Annotated in this window: 19 protein-coding genes; 7 read left to right on the top strand and 12 right to left on the bottom strand. The window is 43.4% G+C overall.

Features of this window, described 5'->3' with window-relative positions:
• Positions 1 to 42 precede the first annotated feature (42 nt).
• From LJ658_RS18670 to LJ658_RS18650, 5 genes are all read left to right on the top strand, one after another.
• Complete coding sequence (locus LJ658_RS18670) at positions 43 to 780, top strand: electron transfer flavoprotein subunit beta/FixA family protein (protein WP_230548069.1); 738 nt, start codon at positions 43 to 45, stop codon at positions 778 to 780.
• Between the two features lie 21 nt (positions 781 to 801).
• Positions 802 to 1779 carry an electron transfer flavoprotein subunit alpha/FixB family protein gene (locus LJ658_RS18665; RefSeq protein ID WP_230548068.1) on the top strand — a complete coding sequence of 326 codons (978 nt, stop codon included), beginning with the start codon at positions 802 to 804 and terminating at the stop codon, positions 1777 to 1779.
• A 27-nt stretch (positions 1780 to 1806) separates the two neighbouring features.
• Positions 1807 to 2412 (top strand): bifunctional nuclease family protein, encoded by a 606-nt coding sequence (locus LJ658_RS18660; RefSeq protein ID WP_230548067.1) that lies wholly within the window; start codon positions 1807 to 1809, stop codon positions 2410 to 2412.
• 163 nt (positions 2413 to 2575) lie between these two features.
• Positions 2576 to 3835 (top strand): nucleoside permease, encoded by a 1260-nt coding sequence (locus LJ658_RS18655; protein WP_230548066.1) that lies wholly within the window; start codon positions 2576 to 2578, stop codon positions 3833 to 3835.
• Positions 3836 to 3890: 55 nt separating this feature from the next.
• Positions 3891 to 4985: a DUF3667 domain-containing protein gene (locus LJ658_RS18650; protein ID WP_230548065.1), complete on the top strand. Its 1095-nt coding sequence runs from the start codon at positions 3891 to 3893 to the stop codon at positions 4983 to 4985.
• Between the two features lie 11 nt (positions 4986 to 4996).
• On the opposite strand, the gene LJ658_RS18645 is transcribed toward LJ658_RS18650, so the two are convergent.
• The 3 genes from LJ658_RS18645 to LJ658_RS18635 form a co-directional block, all read right to left on the bottom strand.
• Positions 4997 to 5569 (bottom strand): porin family protein, encoded by a 573-nt coding sequence (locus LJ658_RS18645; RefSeq protein ID WP_230548064.1) that lies wholly within the window; start codon positions 5567 to 5569, stop codon positions 4997 to 4999.
• 48 nt (positions 5570 to 5617) lie between these two features.
• Positions 5618 to 7246 (bottom strand): acyl-CoA carboxylase subunit beta, encoded by a 1629-nt coding sequence (locus LJ658_RS18640; RefSeq protein WP_230548063.1) that lies wholly within the window; start codon positions 7244 to 7246, stop codon positions 5618 to 5620.
• 333 nt (positions 7247 to 7579) lie between these two features.
• On the bottom strand, positions 7580 to 8164 hold the full coding sequence (locus tag LJ658_RS18635; RefSeq protein WP_230548062.1) for a TIGR00730 family Rossman fold protein: 585 nt from the start codon (positions 8162 to 8164) through the stop codon (positions 7580 to 7582).
• A gap of 99 nt (positions 8165 to 8263) precedes the next feature.
• Between LJ658_RS18635 and LJ658_RS18630 the strand changes: the two genes are divergently transcribed.
• On the top strand, positions 8264 to 9022 hold the full coding sequence (locus LJ658_RS18630) for a hypothetical protein (RefSeq protein ID WP_230548061.1): 759 nt from the start codon (positions 8264 to 8266) through the stop codon (positions 9020 to 9022).
• Between the two features lie 57 nt (positions 9023 to 9079).
• Here the strand turns inward: LJ658_RS18630 and guaB are convergent, their stop codons facing one another.
• The 9 genes from guaB to LJ658_RS18585 all read right to left on the bottom strand — a co-directional run bounded on the left by guaB (position 9080) and on the right by LJ658_RS18585 (position 21407).
• Positions 9080 to 10549: an IMP dehydrogenase gene (guaB, locus tag LJ658_RS18625; protein WP_230548060.1), complete on the bottom strand. Its 1470-nt coding sequence runs from the start codon at positions 10547 to 10549 to the stop codon at positions 9080 to 9082.
• A gap of 172 nt (positions 10550 to 10721) precedes the next feature.
• Entirely contained in the window at positions 10722 to 11999 is a 1278-nt protein-coding gene (locus tag LJ658_RS18620) for a pitrilysin family protein (RefSeq protein ID WP_230548059.1), read from the bottom strand.
• Between the two features lie 18 nt (positions 12000 to 12017).
• Positions 12018 to 12386: a four helix bundle protein gene (locus tag LJ658_RS18615; RefSeq protein ID WP_230548058.1), complete on the bottom strand. Its 369-nt coding sequence runs from the start codon at positions 12384 to 12386 to the stop codon at positions 12018 to 12020.
• Positions 12387 to 12431: 45 nt separating this feature from the next.
• The gene (locus LJ658_RS18610) at positions 12432 to 13667 is read right to left on the bottom strand and encodes a pitrilysin family protein (protein ID WP_230548057.1); all 1236 of its coding nucleotides are present in this window, start codon (positions 13665 to 13667) and stop codon (positions 12432 to 12434) included.
• Positions 13668 to 14091: 424 nt separating this feature from the next.
• On the bottom strand, positions 14092 to 15330 hold the full coding sequence (locus LJ658_RS18605) for a transglutaminase-like domain-containing protein (RefSeq protein WP_230548056.1): 1239 nt from the start codon (positions 15328 to 15330) through the stop codon (positions 14092 to 14094).
• A 186-nt stretch (positions 15331 to 15516) separates the two neighbouring features.
• Positions 15517 to 15861: a phosphoribosylpyrophosphate synthetase gene (locus tag LJ658_RS18600; RefSeq protein ID WP_230548055.1), complete on the bottom strand. Its 345-nt coding sequence runs from the start codon at positions 15859 to 15861 to the stop codon at positions 15517 to 15519.
• 104 nt (positions 15862 to 15965) lie between these two features.
• Positions 15966 to 17396 carry a dihydrolipoamide acetyltransferase family protein gene (locus LJ658_RS18595; RefSeq protein WP_230548054.1) on the bottom strand — a complete coding sequence of 477 codons (1431 nt, stop codon included), beginning with the start codon at positions 17394 to 17396 and terminating at the stop codon, positions 15966 to 15968.
• Between the two features lie 44 nt (positions 17397 to 17440).
• Positions 17441 to 18688: a competence/damage-inducible protein A gene (locus tag LJ658_RS18590; protein ID WP_230548053.1), complete on the bottom strand. Its 1248-nt coding sequence runs from the start codon at positions 18686 to 18688 to the stop codon at positions 17441 to 17443.
• Between the two features lie 7 nt (positions 18689 to 18695).
• Positions 18696 to 21407 (bottom strand): putative LPS assembly protein LptD, encoded by a 2712-nt coding sequence (locus LJ658_RS18585; protein ID WP_230548052.1) that lies wholly within the window; start codon positions 21405 to 21407, stop codon positions 18696 to 18698.
• 94 nt (positions 21408 to 21501) lie between these two features.
• On the opposite strand from LJ658_RS18585, the gene LJ658_RS18580 reads away from it, so the two are divergent.
• Positions 21502 to 22416: an N-acetylmuramoyl-L-alanine amidase gene (locus tag LJ658_RS18580; RefSeq protein ID WP_230548051.1), complete on the top strand. Its 915-nt coding sequence runs from the start codon at positions 21502 to 21504 to the stop codon at positions 22414 to 22416.
• The last annotated feature ends 34 nt before the right edge of the window (positions 22417 to 22450 follow it).

Below are 22450 nucleotides of genomic sequence, written 5' to 3'. Positions count from 1 at the left end.
AAACGCTATCTTTTTTAACTAAATTTGTAAAAAACCTATGTTATGAATATTTTGGTATGTATAAGTAATGTTCCGGATACCACCACAAAAATAACTTTTACTGATAACAACACGCAATTTAATACAAACGGGGTTCAATTCATTTTAAACCCTTATGACGAGATTGCTCTTGCGCGCGCCATTGAGTTAACTGATGGTGATAAAGGTACCGTAACCGTTATCAATGTTGGCGAAGCCGGTACTGAGCCGACCATACGCAAAGCCCTGGCTATTGGCGCCGCCGCCGCGGTACGCATAAATGCCAGGCCACATGATGCCTGGTTTGTGGCTTATCAGATAGCGCAATACGTTAAATCAAATCCTTTCGACCTGATATTAACCGGCCGCGAATCTATAGATTATAACGGCTCAAAAGTAGCCGGAATGCTGGGCGAACTGTTAGATCTGCCATCAGTATCTATCATCAAAAAGCTGGAAGTTGAGGGCGATAATGCAACTGTCGAACGTGAGATTGAAGGCGGTAAAGAAATATTGACCATCCCTTTCCCATTCGTGGCCGGTACTGCCGAGGGAGTTGCCGAACCCAAAATACCAAATATGCGCGGCATCATGTCTGCACGTACCAAACCTTTAACGGTAGTTGAAGCGGTTGAAGTGAAAACAAATTCAGAGATCATCAGTTATGAAACACCGGCACCACGCGGACAGGTAAAACTGGTTGCCGCCGATGATGCAGCTAAATTAATTGAGTTATTGCATACCGAGGCCAGGGTTATATAATTATTAATAAGATACTAAACTATGTCAGTTTTAATATATGCGGAAAATGCTGATGGCAAATTCAAAAAGTCGACTTTTGAAGCCGTAAGCTATGCCCGCGCAATTGCAGACCAGCATAACACCACGCTTACCGCTATTTCCATAGGCGGGGTAAGCAGCGACGAATTAAACTCACTGGCTAAATACGGTGCCGAAAAGATATTGAATGTATCAAATGCCCAGCTCAAAAACTTCGTGAACCAGGCTTATGCCTCGGTTATTGCTGAGGCTGCGAAAAAAGAAGGTGCTGATATTGTGGTATTGTCAAACTCGTTTTCGGGCAGGGGGCTTGCACCAAGGCTTGGCGTTAAGCTGGATGCCGGTGTAGTTGATGGCGCAGTAGCGTTACCTGAGCAAAGCGGCGGAAAATTCACCGTTAAAAAAACAGCATTCTCGGGCAAGGCATTTGCAGTGGTTGAGTTAACATCGGCCAATAAAGTAATTGCGCTTACATCTAACGCTTATAAAATAGTTGAAGCTGCAAAACTGGCGCAGGTTGAAGATTTTGCCGCAGAAGCTAAAGCGTCAGATTTTAAAGCGATGCTAAAAGAGATCGTCCGCTCAACAGATAAAATTTCATTGCCTGACGCCGAGATCGTTGTATCAGCCGGCCGTGGTTTAAAAGGGCCTGAAAACTGGGGGATGATAGAAGAACTTGCTGATCTTTTAGGCGCGGCTACGGCCTGTTCAAAACCGGTATCAGATGCCGGCTGGCGGCCGCATAGTGAACATGTTGGACAAACAGGTATTGCTGTCAGTCCAAATTTGTATATTGCAATAGGAATTTCGGGGGCTATCCAGCATTTGGCCGGTATAAGCTCATCCAAAGTAATTGTGGTTATAAACAAGGATGCCGAGGCGCCCTTTTTTAAAGTAGCCGATTACGGCATAGTTGGTGATGCCTTTGAAGTAGTACCAAAATTGATAGCAGCTGTTAAAGAACATAAAATCTTGGCATAAAGAGGATCTGTTGTGATGGGTAATAACATGAAAAAAATAAAGCTTGATATAGTTGGCTTGTCTTACAGCCAAACACAATCGGGCGCGTATGCATTGGTGTTGGGCGAAGTTAGCGGCCGCCGCAGACTGCCTATTATTATAGGGAGTTTTGAAGCGCAGGCCATAGCTATCGAGATCGAGAAGATGACCCCCAGCAGGCCGCTTACACATGATTTGTTTAAAAGTTTTGCCGAAGCATACCATATTATGGTTCAGGAGGTAATTATTTACAACCTGGTTGATGGCATATTTTATTCAAAACTGATATGCAGCGATGGCAAAAAAGTAATGGAGATAGATGCCCGTACATCTGACGCGATCGCGATAGCAGTTAGATTTGATTGCCCTATTTTTACTTACGAGTTTATCCTTTCAAGCGCAGGCATTGTTATAGAAGGCAACGACTTTGTTTACCTGGAAAACATTACAGAAAATCCGGAAGAAATTACGCCGGTATCCCCTACCACTGCAACTGGTTTTAGCGCCTTAAGCATTGATGAGTTAAAAACCAAGCTGCAGGAGGCCCTTACCGAAGAATCCTACGAAAAAGCGGCCAAGATCCGCGATGAACTGAATCGCAGGAAAGAGTCGTAGTAGTGATTATAGGCTGGAGGTTAGAGATTAGAGATCGGGCTTATATTATCCATGCCTAATCTCTAACCTCCAACTAACTAATCTCTCTTTTCCATTTTCCCATAAATTTCATTACTTTCAGTTTTTTAATATTAACTGATCATAATTGATTAAACCCCGCTGTATGAATATTAAGTTCCGCTTGATACTGATGAATTTTATGCAATTTTTTATATGGGGAGCCTGGCTGCTTACCATTGGTGCATATTGGTTTCAAAACAAGCATTGGTCCGGCGCTCAGTTTGGTGTTATTTTCTCAACCATGGGTATCTCGGCGATATTTATGCCTGCCATCACCGGGATTATATCAGACCGGTTTATCAATGCAGAAAAACTTTATGGCACCATGCACATTTTAGGCGCATTGGTACTTTTCAGTTTGCCGCTGGTAACCAATCCCACAACATTTTTTTGGGTAATGTTGCTCAATATGATGTTTTATATGCCAACGCTCTCCTTATCTATCACAGTTGCCTACTCGGCCCTTAAAAATAGCAATATTGATATCGTAAAAGAGTATCCTCCTATCCGGATATGGGGCACCATTGGCTTTATTGTAGCTTTGTGGACCGTTAGTTTAACCCACAATGAAACCTCGGCTAACCAGTTTTATATCGCATCGGCCATTTCCCTGGCCCTAGGCATCTATTCATTCACGCTGCCTAAATGCCCACCGCTTTTAAATAAAGTTAACACCAAAACATTTGCCGGCTCATTGGGCCTTAACGCGTTCGCCTTATTTAAGACACCTAAATTTGCCATATTTTTTGCGTTCTCGCTGCTTTTAGGTGCGGCACTGCAGTTAACCAATGCTTACGGGGATACTTATATCCACGATTTTAAAAATATACCAGCCTACCGGGACACTATCGCGGTAAAATATCCGGCAATTATCATGTCGATATCGCAGATCTCAGAAACGCTTTTTATCCTGGCTATCCCCTTCTTCCTGCGCAAGTTCGGGATAAAGTATGTCATGCTATTCAGCATGCTGGCCTGGGTGCTGCGCTTTGGCCTGTTTGCTTTTGGCAACCCGGCCGACGGCCTGTGGATGATTATCCTGTCGTGCATTGTTTACGGTATGGCGTTCGATTTCTTTAATATATCGGGATCGTTATTTGTTGAAACCCAAACTACGCCCGAGATCCGGGGCAGTGCGCAGGGGTTATTTATGATGATGGTAAACGGCTTTGGTGCTTTACTTGGCAGCTTTGCCAGCGGTGTAATTATCGATAAGTTTTTTACGATGTCAGACCAAAGCAAAGACTGGCATGGCATCTGGCTTAGCTTTGCGGTTTACGCATTGGTTATAGCCACTATTTTTCCGTTTGTTTTTAGATATAAGCACAACGCAGCATTGGCTCATGCTATTAAACACGCTTAATTAATATTTTTTACCTATTACCTTGCTCTGGTAATTTACAGAGTTATTTTAACCGATGAAAAAACATTATCGCCACGAAAACGATTGTGCCAACTGCGGAACTGAGCTGCAGGGTAAATTTTGTCATGCCTGCGGTCAGGAAAATTTAGAGCTGAGAGAAAACTTCGGCCATATGATGAACCATGCCATCAGCGACTATTTTCATTTTGACCACCAGTTTTTTCATACTTTAAGGCCGTTATTATTTAAGCCCGGCAAACTCACCAACGAGTATATGGCCGGCAAAAGGGTACAATATCTTCACCCTGTTAAAATGTACATCTTTATTAGCCTGGTATACTTTTTATTACTTTTTAAAAGCGGATTTGAGCCTGTAAAAATTAATGAGACACATAATGGCAAACCAACTAAAAAAGAACTTGCAAAAAATGCTAAAGAGTTAGATAAAGTACTTAACGACCCTAATGTACCCGGGGTTGCAAAGAAGATGATTGCGAAGGAGAAGGCGAAGCTAGATACTTCCGGAAAAGGGGATATTAAAAATACTGATAAAGATGAAGATATTGACGTTGATGAGTTGGGCGTAAACGGTAAAATTACACGCCTGCCCGGCGCAAGCCGCGATTCTTCGTATAGTGTTTACCTGGCCAAGCAGCAAAAATTACCGGCTGCAGAACGCGACGGCTTTTTTGAAAGGCTCTACAATAAAAAGGCCTTTTATTACCAGGAGAAATACGGCGAGCGCGCCAAGGACGTTTATGTTGAGGAGATAAAACACAATATCCCCAAAATGATGTTTTTATTGCTGCCATTGTGCGCCCTGATTTTCAGAGTTGCTTTTTGGCGCAATAAGAAGTTTTATGTAGAGCATTTGATATTTACGTTTCACCTGCATTGCTTTATGTTCCTTTACCTGGCCATTATTATGATCCTGCAAATGGTAATACCTAAACCCTGGGGGTTGGAGGGCTGGTTAAGCTTTGCAGCCTTTATAGGGATCACCTGGTACATATACCGCGCCCTACGCGTGTTTTATAACCGTAGCCGCTGGCGCACAATAAGTAAAATGTTAGGCGCAAGTTTTATGTACCTGCTAATGTTTACAATCTGTATAACTATCGTTTCTATACTAACCGCACTTGCAATATAGCGCGTTAGCGTTTAAAATAATTTATAAGCTAACGACAGGTTAAACAGATTGATCCTGGTTGATCCGGCACCATAGTTTTGCTTGCTCAATCCGGCTTCATAACGCAGATCAACAGATAAGCTGCGGATATCTGCGCCAGCGCCAATTTGCCAGGCGTAATTTTGATCTTTATAATCCAGTGATGTTGCCTTGCTTGCTGCATCATTGTAATTTTGATCTTTATTAATTGCAAAGGATACTACGGGCCCGGTGTAGAACCGGCCGCCAAAGCCAAACGCGCCAATTTTACCACCAAATAGTAATGGAACATCAACACTGGTAAATTTTGCTTTTATACCATCAACAGTTACATTCTTGCTGGTTATATAAGCTTCGGGCTGGAAATTAAAACCCAATGCGCCAAATCTGGCCCAAACGCCGCCTAAATAGCCCGCCTGGTTACTGGTATTAAAAGTGCCTGATTTTGAAAGACTGGTTAGATTTATGCCTCCCTTCACTCCAAACTGAAAGCTGGGAAGAACCTGTGCGTTAGAAAATGATATAGCTGCCAGGCAGATTGTTAAGGTTAGTAGTAGTTTTTTCATGGTCGGATTGATAAAGGTTAATTTTTTCTATTAACGGGAAAGCGCCGACTATGTTTGTATTATCCCAACATTAAACTGTTTTTCGATAGGCGCATGGTTTGCCGCCTCAATCCCCATTGAGATAACCTTTCGGGTTTCAAGCGGGTCTATAATGCCGTCAACCCATAACCTTGCTGCGGCATAATACGGTGTGGTTTGTGCGTTATAACGATCAGTGGTTAGTTTTAACAACTCGGCTTCTTTTTGTTCATTAACATCTTCACCCCTTGCTTTCATGCCGGCAGCCTGCATTTGTACCAACGTTTTGGCAGCCTGAGACGCGCCCATAACTGCTATTTTAGCTGATGGCCAGGCATAGATCAACCGCGGATCATAAGCCTTGCCACACATGGCATAGTTGCCCGCACCATAAGAATTGCCGATGATAAACGTAAATTTCGGCACTACCGAATTGGCAACGGCATTCACCATTTTAGCGCCGTCTTTAATAATACCGCCCTGTTCAGACCTACTGCCTACCATGAAGCCAGTAACATCCTGCAAAAAAACCAACGGTATCTTTTTTTGATTACAATTCATAATAAACCGGGTGGCCTTATCGGCCGAGTCTGAGTAGATCACGCCGCCAAACTGCATCTCGCCTTTTTTGGATTTGATGACCTTGCGCTGGTTTGCTACAATACCTACCGCCCAGCCATCTACGCGTCCTAATCCGCAAATGATGGACTGCCCGTAACCTTCTTTATACTCCTCCAGTTCTGAATTATCCAGCAAACGTAAGATGATCTCGCGCATATCATAGGCTTTCTCCCGGTTATCGGGCAGGATGCCATATGTATCTTTCATATCCAGTTTTGGAGCTTGCGGTTTGATACGGTCAAACCCGGCCTTCGTAAAATCGCCGGTCATGCTCATTATCTTGCGGATAGAATCAAGCGCGGCCTTATCATCGGGTTGTTTATAATCAGTAACGCCCGATATTTCGCAATGCGTTGTTGCGCCACCCAAAGTTTCATTATCAATATCTTCGCCTATGGCAGATTTTACCAGGAATGATCCCGCCAGGAAAACAGAACCGGTGCCTTCAACAATCATAGCCTCATCACTCATAATGGGCAGATAAGCCCCGCCGGCAACGCACGAACCCATAATTGCAGAGATCTGGACGATCCCCATACTACTCATCAAAGCGTTGTTTCTGAATATACGTCCAAAATGTTCCTTATCCGGAAATATTTCATCCTGCAAGGGTAAATACACCCCGGCCGAATCTACCAGATAAATCACAGGCAGGCGATTTTCCATCGCGATCTCCTGCGCGCGCAGGTTTTTCTTAGCGGTTATCGGGAACCATGCTCCCGCTTTTACCGTAGCATCATTTGCAACAATAACACATTGCCGGCCTGATACATAACCAATGCCTGTAATTACCCCACCCGATGGGCAACCACCATGCTCGGCATACAGGCCATCGCCCACAAAAGCGCCAACTTCCAGCCATTGCGAATCCTTGTCAATCAGGTAAGCCACCCGCTCGCGGGCCAGCATTTTACCTTTTTCTTTTTGTTTGGCGGCGGCTTTTTCACCACCGCCCTGGTATATCTTTTTTAGCCGCGTGTTTACATCAAACACCAGCTGCTTGTTAATATCTTCGTTTTTATTAAAATCGATATCCATATTCGGGTTATAACAGAAAAATACAATTTAGCTAAAAAACCTCACCAAAAGCATTTTTTATGCTAACTCCAGCAAACAAAGCACGTTGTAACTTTTTCATTACAAAAAAGTTTGCTTACGCAACATTTATTCTTTTATTTCGTATAATCTGTAGTGATTAGTTGATTAAACCCTTGATAAATGATTATTTTAACAATAGCCTACTTATTTAAACGCTTCAATTTATTGCCCCGCGTTTACAGCATGGTTCTGGTTACTCAAATACCTCCGGTAACCCTGGCCGCTTATTTTGGGCACAACAGTCAGTCACTAAATTAATCTTATCAGGCTTTCTCAGGAAAGGTTTCTGTCCCTGAACCAAACCTCGTCGGGTTCGATCTTTACATTTTCCATCAGGTTCACTAATTCAACAGCATCTGCCGATGTTATCACTAACTGACGGTTCAGCGGTTTAAGAAAACGCTGCTCAACCATTACATCCATTTGTTTTAACAGGTTATCATAAAAGCCGTTAACGTTTAATACACCAACCGGGTGATGATGTAAACCCAGTTGCAACCACGTTAGTACCTCAAAAAACTCTTCAAGAGTGCCAAAACCACCGGGAAGCATTATAATGCCGTCGCAAAGGTCATTCATCATTTGCTTGCGCTGGTGCATGTTCTCAACGATATGCAGTTCTGTCAAGCCGGTGTGGCCAACTTCCTTATCCATCAAAAAACCGGGAATAACACCAATGGCTTTACCGTCGCGCTGCAAAACCGCGTCGGCCAGCAAGCCCATTACCCCTACTTTGCCTCCGCCAAATACCACGGTGATATTTTTACTCACCATTACCTGGGCCAGTAGTTCAACAGCTTCTTTTAACAGTGGATCGCCATTAAAGTTGGCTCCGCAGAATACGCAGATAGATTTCATGGTGATAAATATAGGATATCTTATGAATTACATATATCATTTGCTAATTATAAAGCTTGTTGGTATATTTAAATTAAACATTTAACCTTTCTCTATCACATGAAAAAAATCTTATTATCGGCTTTGATATCATTAGCCGGACTAACCTCATTTGCACAAACTATAACCAATCCGCTTGTAGGAAATAGCGATGACCCTTATACCACTGTTTCCAGTGTAGAAACCAATAAACAGTTTACAATTGTTACGCTTGAATACACTGCCGCGGGTGAAAATGCATGGGCGCAGCTAAATAAAGAAATTTACCTTCAAACCGACCTGGATAACAGGCATTACAATTACATTAAGTCTGAAGATATCCCCCTGGCACCTGCAAAACATATTTTTAGTAAAGAAGGTGATAAACTTACGTTCAGGATCTATTTTGAAAAGATACCGGCCACGGCAAAATCTATTAATATAATTGAACGAGCGGGTGGCAGCAACAACGGTTCAACCTTTTTCAATTTTTATAATGTAAGCCTTGAAAAATCCCGGGGAGACGTTATGACGGGAAGAGTTATCGTAGATAGTGTAATGGTGCCACCGGTACCAAACGGGGGCGGCAGGCTGAGTTTTTCTGACAACAACATGGCGGGTATGTTGGGCGCTATGGGGCCGGTATTTGGCAACATGGCCAGGTCAATCATGGATGCGCAATTGGATTATTACAAACAACCGGGAAAAATAACCGAAGTAGCCAAATTAACCAAACAGTATTTTGATGCTTTGGTAAAAGAAGGCTTTAGCTATGAGCAGGCAATAAAAATAATTACATCCGATGCTTTATTACCTAAAGCTATCATGGGGGGAAAATAGGTGAGTTTGATTGAGTGAATGACAATTTACTTTAATCATTCACTCAATCACTCATTACTATCGTGTATAATTCGGTGCTTCCTTAGTTATCGTAATGTCATGCGGGTGCGATTCACGGATGCCAGATGCCGTAATACGCACAAATTTAGCTTGCTGCAGGGCTTCAATATCTTTGGCACCGCAATAGCCCATACTGGCACGAAGCCCTCCTACAAACTGGTAGATCACTTCTGAAAGCGTTCCTTTATAAGGTACACGTCCGACAATACCTTCTGGAACCAGTTTTTTGATATCATCCTCCACGTCCTGGAAATATCGGTCCTTTGATCCCTGCTCCATCGCTTCGATAGAGCCCATACCGCGGTATGATTTAAAGCGGCGGCCCTCATAGATAATACTTTCACCCGGCGATTCTTCAACGCCGGCAAATAATGAACCGGCCATGATCGTACCGGCACCTGCTGCAATAGCCTTGGCAATGTCACCAGTGTGTTTAATACCACCATCGGCAATAACCGGAACGCCGGTACCTTTTAATGCCTTAGCGCACTCGTAAACGGCATACAGTTGCGGAACGCCCACACCGGCAATGATACGGGTGGTACAAATAGAACCCGGGCCGATACCAACCTTAACCCCATCAGCACCGGCATTTGCCAGAGCGATGGCTGCGTCGCCGGTTGCTACGTTTCCGGCAATAACCTGCAAGTCGGGATATTTTGCTTTTACTTCCTTTAATTTATCGATAACACCTTTTGAGTGGCCATGAGCTGTATCAATAGCAATAACGTCGACACCGGCTTTAACCAATGCGTCTACCCTATCCATGGTATCGGCAGTAACGCCTACGGCAGCGCCTACACGTAAACGGCCATGCTCATCTTTACAGGCATTGGGGAAGTTTTTAAATTTCTGGATGTCTTTAAAAGTGATCAGGCCGATCAATATGCCATTTGCATCCACAACCGGCAATTTTTCAATTTTATGCTGCTGTAACGTTTCTTCGGCTTGCGATAAGGTGGTACCTGCTGCGGCGGTGATCAGATCTGTTTTGGTCATTACTTCCTGCACCGGCTTGCTCATTTCTTTCTGAAAGCGGAGATCGCGATTGGTAAGAATGCCTTTTAGTTTGTTGTCTTTATCAACAATTGGGATGCCGCCTATTTTAAACTCGCGCATTATTTTAACTGCGTCGCCCACGGTTGATGCTTCGTGCAGGGTAACCGGGTCCTGGATCATACCGCTTTCTGAGCGTTTTACCTTACGTACCTCGTCTGCCTGGCGATCTATGCTCATATTTTTGTGAAGCATACCCAAACCGCCGGCCTGTGCCATGGCAATAGCCAACTGGGCCTCGGTAACGGTGTCCATCGCTGCGGAAACCAACGGAACATTTAGCCTGATCTTACGGGTTAAAAATGTACTTGTGTTAACATCGCGCGGTAAAACTTCTGAATAAGCCGGGAGTAGTAATACGTCATCGTAGGTTAAACCTTCGGCAACAAATTTTGATGGGTCTGACTGCATAGCAAATAATTATTTGGAGGTATTATTTGCCGGGCAAAGCTAATGAAATATTTCGGATTTCGGAAGTGGGATTTCGGAATTGTTTGTCTGAACCATGATTAAGAGGATTTAGCGATTAACTTGATTTAAAAATTACAAAATCGTGGCAATCATAAATCATGGTTCAGCTATTTTAATACTTCCCTACTATGACTTTATAAAACTGATCAAAATCCAAATAACGGTTAGCTAATTTCAATAGCTCATCGGCCGTAACAGTTTTTACGACCTGGGCATACCGGTCATAATACGCATAGTCCATCCCCGAGAAATACAGATTCTTAAATTTATCTGCGTGCGAAAAAACATTTTCTAAACTACCTAATAACGAACCCAGCATATAATTGCGCACTAATGACAGTTCTTCATCAGGTACCAGGTCAGTTTTTAACCGGTTAACTTCTTTCTCTATTTCAATAGTGGCGGCTTTGCAAACATCGGCGCCAACTTCGGTAGCAATAAATAAGGCCCCACCTTGTTTATGAGACGTTATGCCCGATCCTATCCCATAGGTATAGCCTTTATCCTCGCGGATGTTGTTCATCAGCCTCGATCCAAAATAACCGCCTAACACCGTATTTAGCACCTGCACCGCCGGGAAATCAGGATGCTCCCGGTTAATAAGTGGTAGCCCCATGCGTATGGCCGACTGCAGCGCCTCCGGCTTTTCAATAAAATAAAAGTGTTCGGCTGCACGATCTATTACGGGTTGTGTTGTATCAGCGGCGGTGGCCGCGTTTCCCCAGCCACTGCCAAACTCGTCAGCCAGCAGATCAAGCGTATCAGCGTCAACCTTCCCGGCGATAATTATGGAACAGTTTGAAGGCTGGTACATTTGCTTAAAATGGGCCAGCAGATCATCGCGTTGCAAAGTGTTAAAGGTATCCAGCTCGGCAGTCAACCCGTAGATGGTATTACCATATAGGGCTTTGTTAAAGGTGCGGCGCGCAACCACGTCATTTTTTTGCAGGCTAACCTGTAGCTTTTGCTGTTGGTTACGGATAAACGTTTCCAGCTCTTTTTGCGGGAAAACAGAGTTGGTCAAAATATCCTTTACAACCGGCAAGGTCTTACCCAGGTGTTTGGTTAGTGAATATAAGGTAACCAGCGATTGCTCAAAACCATAATCGACCGATAAAAATGCGCCATAAAAATCTACTTTGTCCGCAATCTCCGCAGCAGTTAAGGTAGCGGTACCGTCGGTAAGCATGCTGTTAGTTGCCATGTTTAACAACGGCTTTACCGGATCAAAACGCAGATTGGTAAAGACCCATTCTATGCGCACCAGTTCCTGATCGCCCGAATTGAAGCAGAAAATCTCGCTGCCATTGGCCAAAGTTTTCTTTTCGGGTTTTATTAAATTTATATGTTCTATCGCCTTAAATTCGGGCGCTGTCTTTCTATCTACCATGGTGTTTGTCATTGATCATTAGTCATTGGTCATTTTTCCAATGAATTTTATGTATGCGTTCAGCTTTATATGAACTAATTCAAGCTTACTTAGTAATGCTTTATATTGATCTCCCGTTATTAAACTTCTTGTGTAAGACTTTTTAATCCAGCTTTTTGTCTCGATTAAAGAGCCACGACTGAAATAACAAAAATTTTTGTTTTCTTTATAGTGATATCGTCCAAATCCTTCCGCAATATTTGCGCTAATTGAATCGGCCGACCGTGTTAACTGCTTACCGATTGTATCTTTTGTAAAATAATCCCAGGTAGTCACCAGGAACCATATTTCATCAGCAAATGCTTCTGATAAGGTATATATTTCCAAATCTTCTATTCTATTACTCATTTACCAAATAATAAAAACTAATGACCAGTGGCTGATGACTAATGACTACTCGGCTAAATAAATTAGTGTCGAGGAATTATCTTTTCTGAATAACTTGTTAGCTTCTTCTTTGATTTGCGCGGGGGTTACGGCCAAAAACCTCCGGGTTTCATTATTAAACAGTTCCGCATCGCCTAACAATTCAAAATAAGCCAGGTTCATCGCCTTATCTAATAATGACATTTCTGAAAATATCATGGTCGACTCTGTTTTATTCTGCACTTTGGTTAGCTCGTCAGCCGGGACTTCCTGTGTTTTTAATAACTCAACCTCGCTCCAGATCGCTGCCTCTGCTTCTTCAATCGTCACTCCTGCTGTTGGTTTGCCTTCCAATACAAACATGCCTTTATCAAGGCTGCCAAAAACATAGGCATGTACCTCGCTAAATAACTGCCGGTCTTTTACCAGGTTACGGTACATCCGCGAAGAATTTCCGCGCGAAAGGATATCAGCCATTAGCTCAACAGCATAAAAGGCCTCCTCGCGTCTGCCCGGCATTTGGAGTGCTATATAAACATCATTTACAGGTACTTTCGCGGTCACCGTTTCGCGGCGCACTTCATGCTGTTCGGGTTCCTGCGGCAGGTCGCGGTTATATTTTTCACCGGCCGGGATGGGGCCGAACCATTTTTGCGCCAGTTCCTTAACCTGCTCCAGCTTAACATCGCCGCCAACCACCATGATGGCATTTTGCGGGTTGTAATGTTTTTTAAAGAAAGCTTTTACATCTTCAATTTTGGCGTTTTCAATATGCGCTATATTTTTACCGATAGTATCCCAAAGGTAGGGGTGCTTTTTGTAAACCATTGGCCGCAAACGCAGCCAGACATCGCCGTAAGGCTGATTAAGGTAACGTTGTTTAAACTCTTCGATCACGACGGCACGTTGTACCTCCAAGCTCTTTTCACCGAAAGCGAGGTTGAGCATGCGGTCGCTCTCCAGCCAAAAGGCGGTCTCTAAATTGGCCGATGGCAGGGTAATATAATAGTTGGTAATATCATTGCTGGTAAAGGCATTATTCTCGCCGCCTACCTGTTGCAGCGGTCCGTCGTAGTTAGGGATATTTACCGAACCGCCAAACATCAGGTGTTCAAATAAATGCGCAAAACCAGTTTGTTCGGGGTTTTCATCGCGCGAGCCCACATCATATAAAATGTTTACTACGGCCATGGGGGTGGTGTTATCTTCGTGAACAATAACGCGGAGGCCATTGTCCAATATAAATCGGTTGAATTTAACCATGTATAAGTTATTCGTTATAAAAAACAGTGAACAAATGTATGATTTTAGACAATTTGTATGAACGTGAATAGGGTTAATATTTTTATTTTCGTTTTGCGCAGCAAATTAGGCAGTTATGGACAAAAATCAACATCAAACGAATTTCTGCTGCCATAGACAAGTTAAAAGTGCTGGAGCTGGGCAAGATAATTGGACCTGGCCTACCTGTTAGCAAAAAGGGCCGGCGTTAAAGCCCCAGTCAGTAAGTGGCATTAGCTAAACTGTAATGCATATACCCATCCGAAGGCCCCGCAAATATAAAGACTAAGTAAACACCATTGACTTAACAATGTGATAGAACAGCTTTTCGACTGGATGATAGATCCTAAAATAAGAATAACAATCAAGGTTTTGCCGCCGGGGCTTTATTTAACTTGCGCAGCATTTACATCCCCGCCGGTTTTTGCCAAAAGTAGTCAGGGTTATGGGTAACTATCACCTTAGCGTTTTTTACCGCATTCGATACATGTTTTGTAGTAAAACTGCCCGGATATAAATTGACATACGTACGTGCAAACTTATCCACCTTGTCGGTTTCCATGCCCCACTCGCTATCAGTTGCGCATTGCAGCCAATACAGGTTTTTAGACATATAATGACCCAGGTAGCCCTCTTTAGATTGCTTTTCTTCATTGTTATGATTGGCATCACTATTTAGCACCAGGTCATCACTACCCTTAACCAAACGTTCCCTTACTTCCTCAATGCTAAGCAAATTGCCTTTTGCATCAGTCACATACGCATTAAAGCTGGGATCCATCCAGATCCATTTATTCAATGTCTTTGACCATACAACATTAATCACATGGCAGTCAGAATCTAAACTATCTTTGGGCATACATGACACTACCCGGGCAGGAAAACCTTCTGCCTGATAAACATCTCGTAATATAGTTGCCATCATGCGGCAATTAACGCCATGTTTTTCTTTTTTACAAAACGCAATAATATCCGCCGCATTCTTTGAGTCGGGGCCCGCTTCACTGCCATTGTGCGGAGCAGCATTATGCGCCCATAGTAATAAATTTTTCAATCTGCTGATCTCGTCGCCGTTACCGCTTACCGAATCCAGGTTGAATTTATTTTTTAGGGTGACGAGCGCCGGGTCATTAGCACTTTGATAAGTAAACACCGGAAGATTTTTATCTATTTTATGATTATAAGGGCCTGACACCTGCAGGATGTAATTCAGATCTCCGCGTCCGCGGATAGTTTGCAACGCAGCTTTAAAACGCTTGGTGTTGTGTAAGCTTTCAAGATCGGCATCTGTTTTGGCCAGCGCGTATTCTGCGAAACCAAATTTTACTGATTTTTCCAGGTAAGATAAGGCCTCGTCGCCCCTGCCTTGTAAATTGATACAACATGCCAGATTATAATATATTGACGGTAGTTTATTACTAAAGTTTTTTTGCTGCTCAGGTGTTAATGAATTGTATTTATTAATCCATTCCTTTATTATTTTTTCAGCCGAAGGATAGTTTTTGTTCCTGAAGGCGGCCTGTCGTTGATACTCGATCGAAGTTGTATAATTCTTAAACCCGGTTATTTCGCCGGATGGCTGTTTTTGGGCTTGTGCAGGCCAGGAACTCAGGCAGGCCAGGATGGCAAACAAAAGTCTTCTCATTAATTTCAAGGTTTACTGGTTATTAGACGGCGAAAATATTTAAATATTGCATGACGAATAAACATTTTTTACAAAACCAAACCGCTTCCTTTTGGAGGTTGATAAAAACAAATGCCCTAATCCGATGATCGGATTAGGGCATTTAAAATGTCAATGGATATTGTCTCATTGAGTGGCTTATTACGATTATGCCGACGGCTTATCGCTGCCGTGTAAATTCTGGCTTACCTGGTAATGATGCAGCTTAGCTTCTATAGCAGATGAGCTATCATCCGCATAAGTGCCGTAAGCATTTACAATGATGCCTTTTAAGTTATACTTGGGCGAACTAACCGCGTATACAATTGACATATCAGCCGGGTTGCTTTGGCCTTCAAAACGATAAAATTCGTCTATCGAAAAATCATCCGCAGTCATATGTATATCCTTTGACTTATCATCAATGGTATCGCCTTCCATGCTTAAGTTAGCGGTATATCCCCTTTTCATCAAATCATTAGTGGCGTCCACTAAGGTTTCATAATTTTCCATAGTACTTTGTAGTTTAAGTAACGGCAGTACATACCGCCTCTACCTGCTTAAACTAAAAAACAGCAATGGTTGTTTGGATTGTTTGGAAAGATTTTTTGTCTGATCTACACTTCTTTATCAGCGTCCCAGTTTTCAAGATAATAAGCTATGCGGCTTAAAAACGTGCCACCCAGCGCACCATCAACCACCCGGTGATCATACGATAACGATAAAAACATCATGTGCCTTATGGCTATTACATCACCTTGCGGGGTTTCAATAACGGCAGGCTTCTTCTTTATCGCACCTACGGCCAATATAGCTACCTGTGGCTGGTTAATAATAGGCGTACCCATTACGTTGCCAAACGTGCCCACATTAGTGATGGTAAATGTACCGTCCTTAACATCATCTGGTTGTAGTTTTCCGGTACGGGCCTTATTAGCCAGGCTGTTTACGGCTTTGGTGATACCAAGCAGATTCAGTTCTTCGGCTTTTTTTATTACCGGCACAATCAGGTTACCATTGGGCAAAGCAGTTGCCATACTGATATTTATAGCGGCTTTTTTGATGATCTGGGTACCGTTAACGGATACGTTAACCATGGGGTAATCTTTTATCGCCTTAACTACGGCTTCAATAAATATAGGGGTGAATGTTATTTTTTCGCCTTCGCGTTTTTCAAAGCTGTTCTTTATTTTCTCGCGCCACAATACCAGGCCGGTTACATCGGCCTCTACAAATGAAGTTACATGCGGCGAGGTATGCTTGCTCATAACCATATGGTCGGCTATCAGGCGACGCATCCGGTCCATTTCTATGATCTCGTCAACACCTGTTGCCGAAAAGGCCGGTTTAACGGGTTCTGACCTCGGCGTTCCGGCCTTAGGTGCTTCAGGCGGCGTTGGTTTTGCTTGCGCAGATTGCTGTTGTGCGGGCGCGGTCTGCGGCGCTGCGGCTTGCTGGGCGGCAGCAGGGGCATTACCTTTATTACGAATATAACCTAGCAGATCGTCCTTGGTTAAACGCCCTTCGGCGCCACTTCCGGGGATGTGCTCCAGCTCAGCTATACTTATGTTTTCCTGTTGTGCTATATGTTTAACTAACGGCGAATAAAATCTCGAGCCGCTTTTAAATTCGCCATTGCTTGATTGAGGGGCAGGTGCCTGGGTTCTTTGCGCAAGCTGTTCTGTGCCCGGTATGCTTTGTGGCTGTGGCGATGCCGGTGCTGCGGAAGCCTGCGGGGCAGGTGATGCAACCGGCGTCGGTTGTGAGGCAATAACAGGTTGCGGTGCAGATGCGGCCTGTTCAGGCTCATCGGTTTCAATAACGGCTATAACAGACCCAACCTGTACTACCTCATCTTCTTTGCAACGCTGCTCCACCAGCCTTCCTGCCACCGGCGACGGAACTTCAGAGTCAACTTTATCAGTTGCAATTTCCATCACTGCGTCGTCGGCTTCAATATAATCACCTGGTTTTTTAAGCCATTTAATTACAGTTGCCTCTGCAACACTTTCACCCATCTTCGGCAATAACAGCTGATATTTAGCCATACAATAAAATATAGTTCTTTGGTCAAAATTAGAAAATCCGTTGGTTACTTTTCAACATCCCTGAGTAAAGTATTCAACATAAATAATGCACTTGTTGCGCTCCTTTCGATGTTTTGCTGCCTTTTACTGCCGAATGTGAATTTCTTTCTGACCGTTTTTTGAGCACACGCCACCGCGATCCAAACCGTCCCAACTGGCTTATCAGGCAGGCCGCCATCCGGCCCGGCAATACCGGTAACCGCTATAGCATAATCCGATTTGAAATTTAACAGCGCGCCTTCTGCCATCTCCACAGCTGTTTCTTCGCTTACCGCGCCGTATTGCCATAGCGTCTCATTTTTTACGCCCAGTATGCTCTCCTTCAATTCGTACGAATAAGAAACAGCGCCGCCAAAAAACACTTTGGACGAGCCTGCATGCTGGGTAAACAAATGCGATATATAACCACCGGTGCAGCTTTCGGCAACAGAAAGGGTGAGCCCCTTTTCTGTCATAAAATTTAATATTACCTTCTCAAGTGGTATGTCTTCTTCAGCGGCTACAAAATTACCCACGCGTTCAATAATTGCAGAGGCATATTCAGCTATCTCGCTGGTCAGCAGGGCTTCATCCTCACCTGTACCGCTTAGTCTTAAACGTACCTGGCCGGGTTTTGGCAGATAAGCCAATTTGATATGCGCGGGCAATGAATCTTCAATATCGGCTATTCTTTGGGATAAAAAGGATTCGCCCTCGCCTACCGTTAAAATCGTTTGATGAATAATTACAGGCAACTTAAACGATGCTTTGAGTTTGGGGATCACCTGTTCTTCCATCATGTACATCATCTCAAACGGTACACCCGGCATTGATACGTATATCTTCCCCCTCTCATTAAACCACATACCCGGCGCCGTACCGTTTTTATTAACTATTACCTCGCAATTTTCGGGCACCTGCGCCTGCAGCCGGTTAATTTCAAGCATTGGCCTTTTATATTTTTCAAAAATCTGCAGCACATTATCCCGGGCCGCTTCATTTTCAACCATGCTTACGCCGAAATATTCGGCAAGTGTATTTTTGGTAATATCATCCCTGGTCGGACCTAATCCGCCGGTTATTAAAATAATATCTGCTCTTATAGCGGCCTCTGCTAATGCCGTAAGGATGTGTTGTTTCTCATCAGATACTGATGTGATCTGCTTTACGCGGATACCTGCGCTATTTAACTGCTGTGCCATCCAGGCAGAATTGGTATCAACAACCTGCCCTATTAAGATCTCATCGCCTATGGTTATTATTTCTGCAAGCATTCTTTTTTTACTGATTGAAATTTGCATTATTTGTATAGTCGCTCCGTTTACTCAACTTCAACGCCTGTAAAATTGCTGATTTTACTTTTAAAGTAACATTATAGGATTTATAATACCCAAATGGCACCCAGTTTATAGACAGGTCCCAGCAATGCAGATCGCGGTAAATAGCGAAAGACGTGGCACTGCTTAATTGCCTGGCTGCCAAATCATAATTCGTATTAAATTGTATTTTCCATTTGGGTGTCAGGCTTAAATCGCCGCTTAGCATTATTGTATTGGCCCGCGTGCTGTTTACATAGTTATTTGCATAACTAAAATTATAATTAATAACCAGGTTCCAGGGAATATTAAAATCAACGTAAGCACTCGGATCGCTGTTTAACAGAGCCAAGCTTTGCCGTTGCTCGGGCGTGGCGGTAGCAAGTGTATTTGGATTGTTAGCTCCGTAACCTCCTATTACGTTATTACTGCCATTGGGCGAGGGATGAAATACCGCGGGATTTAAGCTGCCGCTTACGGAGAAACTAAAATTGGTAAGCTTTGGTATTTGACCGTCCTGCCAGGTATAACGGTTAAATCTTCTTAAATAGGCAGCGATTTGCCCGTTGGCTATCGTATCATAAACTTTGCTTATATAAGGATCAAAGCCGGCGCTGAAGGTTACATTTATTTTATCATTAAACAAGCCGGTATGGCCCGAAACAGATATGGGCGTTAGCTTAAATGAATCGGCAGCAAAATTATAAAATGTTGAGAACGACAAACTTTGCAGCAACTGAACCTTCTTGTCTACCTGCGCGGTATCCGTACTTTTGGGCCTGAACTTTGCCTCGATGTTATTGTCTACGCTTAAGCTCATCCCGGCTTGCCGGCCACCGCCTGGGCCACCGTAAACGGAGTTGTTAAATATTGAATACCGCTGATAAACCACTGGATAAGGCACAGTGGCGTTACTTACAATTAAGCGGTTATAGCTTCGGTCAAGGCCGGAATAATCTGGCGAATAGCTAAAGCCAATGTTTGGAGTTATTACGTGGCGGATAGCTTTAAGCTTGCTGTTTTTAAAGTTTATCGTACCATATATTTTGGTTGACAGGCCGGCGCTCATGTTATAATTACCTACCCTTTTAAAACCGGGCACGGTATCAGTAGCCAACGAATCGGCCCTGGCGTAATGTTCACTAATTGACTGGAAGTACCAGCGCTCGGTATAATTAGCGTTAACATTAAACTGGAAATATCTAAGGATGTTAAAATTTAAACCAACCGGAATTTGATGCTGAATACCGTTTTGCATCCGCTTGGTAAGTGTTTCGCTTTTAAACAGCTCAGACTCGGGCACATTATTAATACGGTTGGTGGCGGTCATGTTATAAGCCACCGTTATTTTTTGATACCATTTTTGCTCGTCAACCCGGTCTTTTGAATCGAAAGGGTTTATACTGGACATACTGAAGTTAACGTTGGGCAGCTCGAGCGAAACGGTCTTTAAGGTCAGATCCTGGCTATGCGAAAGGCTGGTAGTTAAGTTAAATGGCGTACCCGCCCACGTTTTTGAATAAGAGATACTTGAACGCAATGCATTTTGGGTAAGCTGCTGTAAATTATATCCGGTTGATGCCGGATTATTTTGGTAAAAACTTGACGTACCCGCATTCACCGATGCGCTAAATGTGCTGCCCGGGCTGGCATTGGGGTTTTGGGCGTGCTGCCACGCGATATGAAAATCGCGGCGCGGCGGATCGCCGGGCAGATTGTAGTTATGCGAGCCATAGCTCAACGTTAAATCGCCGTTGTATTTATATCTTTTTTGATAATTGAGCGAGCTGCTCACCTCGTATGATCCGTTTGAGTAATACGTACCCAGGTTGGTTAAATCAGCGTAATCACTTAAACCCAGATAATAGCCGAAATCACGCAGGAAAAACCCCAAGGTGGCGTCCTCGCCAAAGGTGGGTAACATGATACCTGATGAACGGGTGTTTTGCTTCGGGAAAAAGCCGAAAGGTATACCGATGGGTATAGGGATGCCCTCAATCTCCAGGTAAGCAGGACCTGATATAATTCTTTTTTGTTCGGCAATACCGCGTGTAATTACAATACCGTAATCAGGATCTTCGCCGTGCATAGGTTTATCGCAGGCGCTAAAAATCACGTCAGAGAGTGCAATCTCTTCTTCATTCAATTTTTTTGCCTTCCCGTGCGAGATGTAGTTGCCGTCCTGCTGCGTAAAAATATTCCAGGTATTACCTCTCTTGGTTTCGTAATTAAACAGCAACGAGTCTGAAGTTATCGGCTCATCCTTACCCTGACGTGAGATTGGACGGCCTATATAACGGCCTGTTTTTTTATCTTTAAGACCGCTGGCATAGATTAAATGTCTTTTCCTGTCGATCCTGATATATTCGGCATCCAGCTCAAAATCGCCATAGGTTACCCGGGCATTACCGATACGGTAACTAATGCCTGTTTTAAGATCATTATAGCTTGAGTCCGCAATATCTTTTATTTCCGTATCCAGGTCGGAGTTCTTTTTTGTCGTATCTCTGGCAATAAGTTTTCTGGTCGTATCGTTTTTAACTGCGGAAGTTCCTTTAGATTTTTTATCTTTAGTGAGTTTGGGGAATCTTGCTGAATCAATCTTTATGATTGTGTCGGCAATACCTTTATTAACTATAGCCCTGCCTTTATGAGCATAAGCTATTATGTTTACCATTAAAATAATTGCAAATAGAAAAAATAAGTTGGCGAATTTCAAAATTGATTATGAATAGTATTTTTGCAGATATAGTTAACAGCGTTCAAAAATAATGAAAAATAAGGCATTGAAAAGATTGATTTTTGGATTATTGGCATTACCGGTTTGCTTTTCTCTATTTTCTTTCACATTACCCTCAACAATAAAAAAAGATACCGTTGTAAACAAGGGTTTTAAACTTAAAACCATTATCGTTGATGCCGGGCATGGCGGCGCGCCTTCGGGCACCGGCCATTTTTCGCATGGTGCATCGGGTTCTTTTTCTACCGAAAGAGGTGTAACGCTGGCAATCGCACTAAAATTGCAGAAAGCGATAGAAAAAGAATTAAATTCTGTTAAGGTTGTGCTTACCCGCTCAACCGAAGACGACGTGTCGTGGGAAAGGCGATCAGAAATAGCAAACGAAAACCGCGGCGACCTTTTTATATCACTGCACTGTAATTCGCTTTCAGACAGGGTGGTACGCGAAGCTGTGGGGCACAAACATGGCCGGACTGTTTACAAATCAGTAAGGGTTCCGGATCGGTCCGGAAAGGGCGTTTTACTATTGGTTTATGGTTTACATCGCACCCGGGAGGAAGAAAAAGCGATAAGCAAAAATCAGCTGGCAGAGGGTGAAAGTGAGGGGGCGGAGATGAACGCGGGCCTGGATCCTAATGATCCGGAGTCTATCATCCTGATCAATCAATATAAAAGCAAATTCAGGCAACGAAGCATACATCTGGCAAACCTGCTTAACACCGAGTTTACCGAGACCGATGGCCGCCAAAGCGAAGGCATCCGTGAGCAGGGAGTGTTGGTGTTATGCCATAGTGCAATGCCCGCAGTGCTGGTTGAAACAGGATATATCAACAATCCTGATGATGAAGAGTACCTGAATTCAGAAAAAGGTCAGAACGAAATTGTAAGTTCAATAGTGCGGGCTTTAAAAAATTATAAAGACGAAGTAGAACAAGTAGTAAAATAATTGGTTGTAGAGGTGTGATATTTTGAGCGTGGGA

Source organism: Mucilaginibacter sp. UR6-11 (genome assembly GCF_020880695.1).
In the GTDB taxonomy this organism is placed as follows: domain Bacteria; phylum Bacteroidota; class Bacteroidia; order Sphingobacteriales; family Sphingobacteriaceae; genus Mucilaginibacter.
This window is presented reverse-complemented; position numbering and strand designations above follow the sequence as displayed.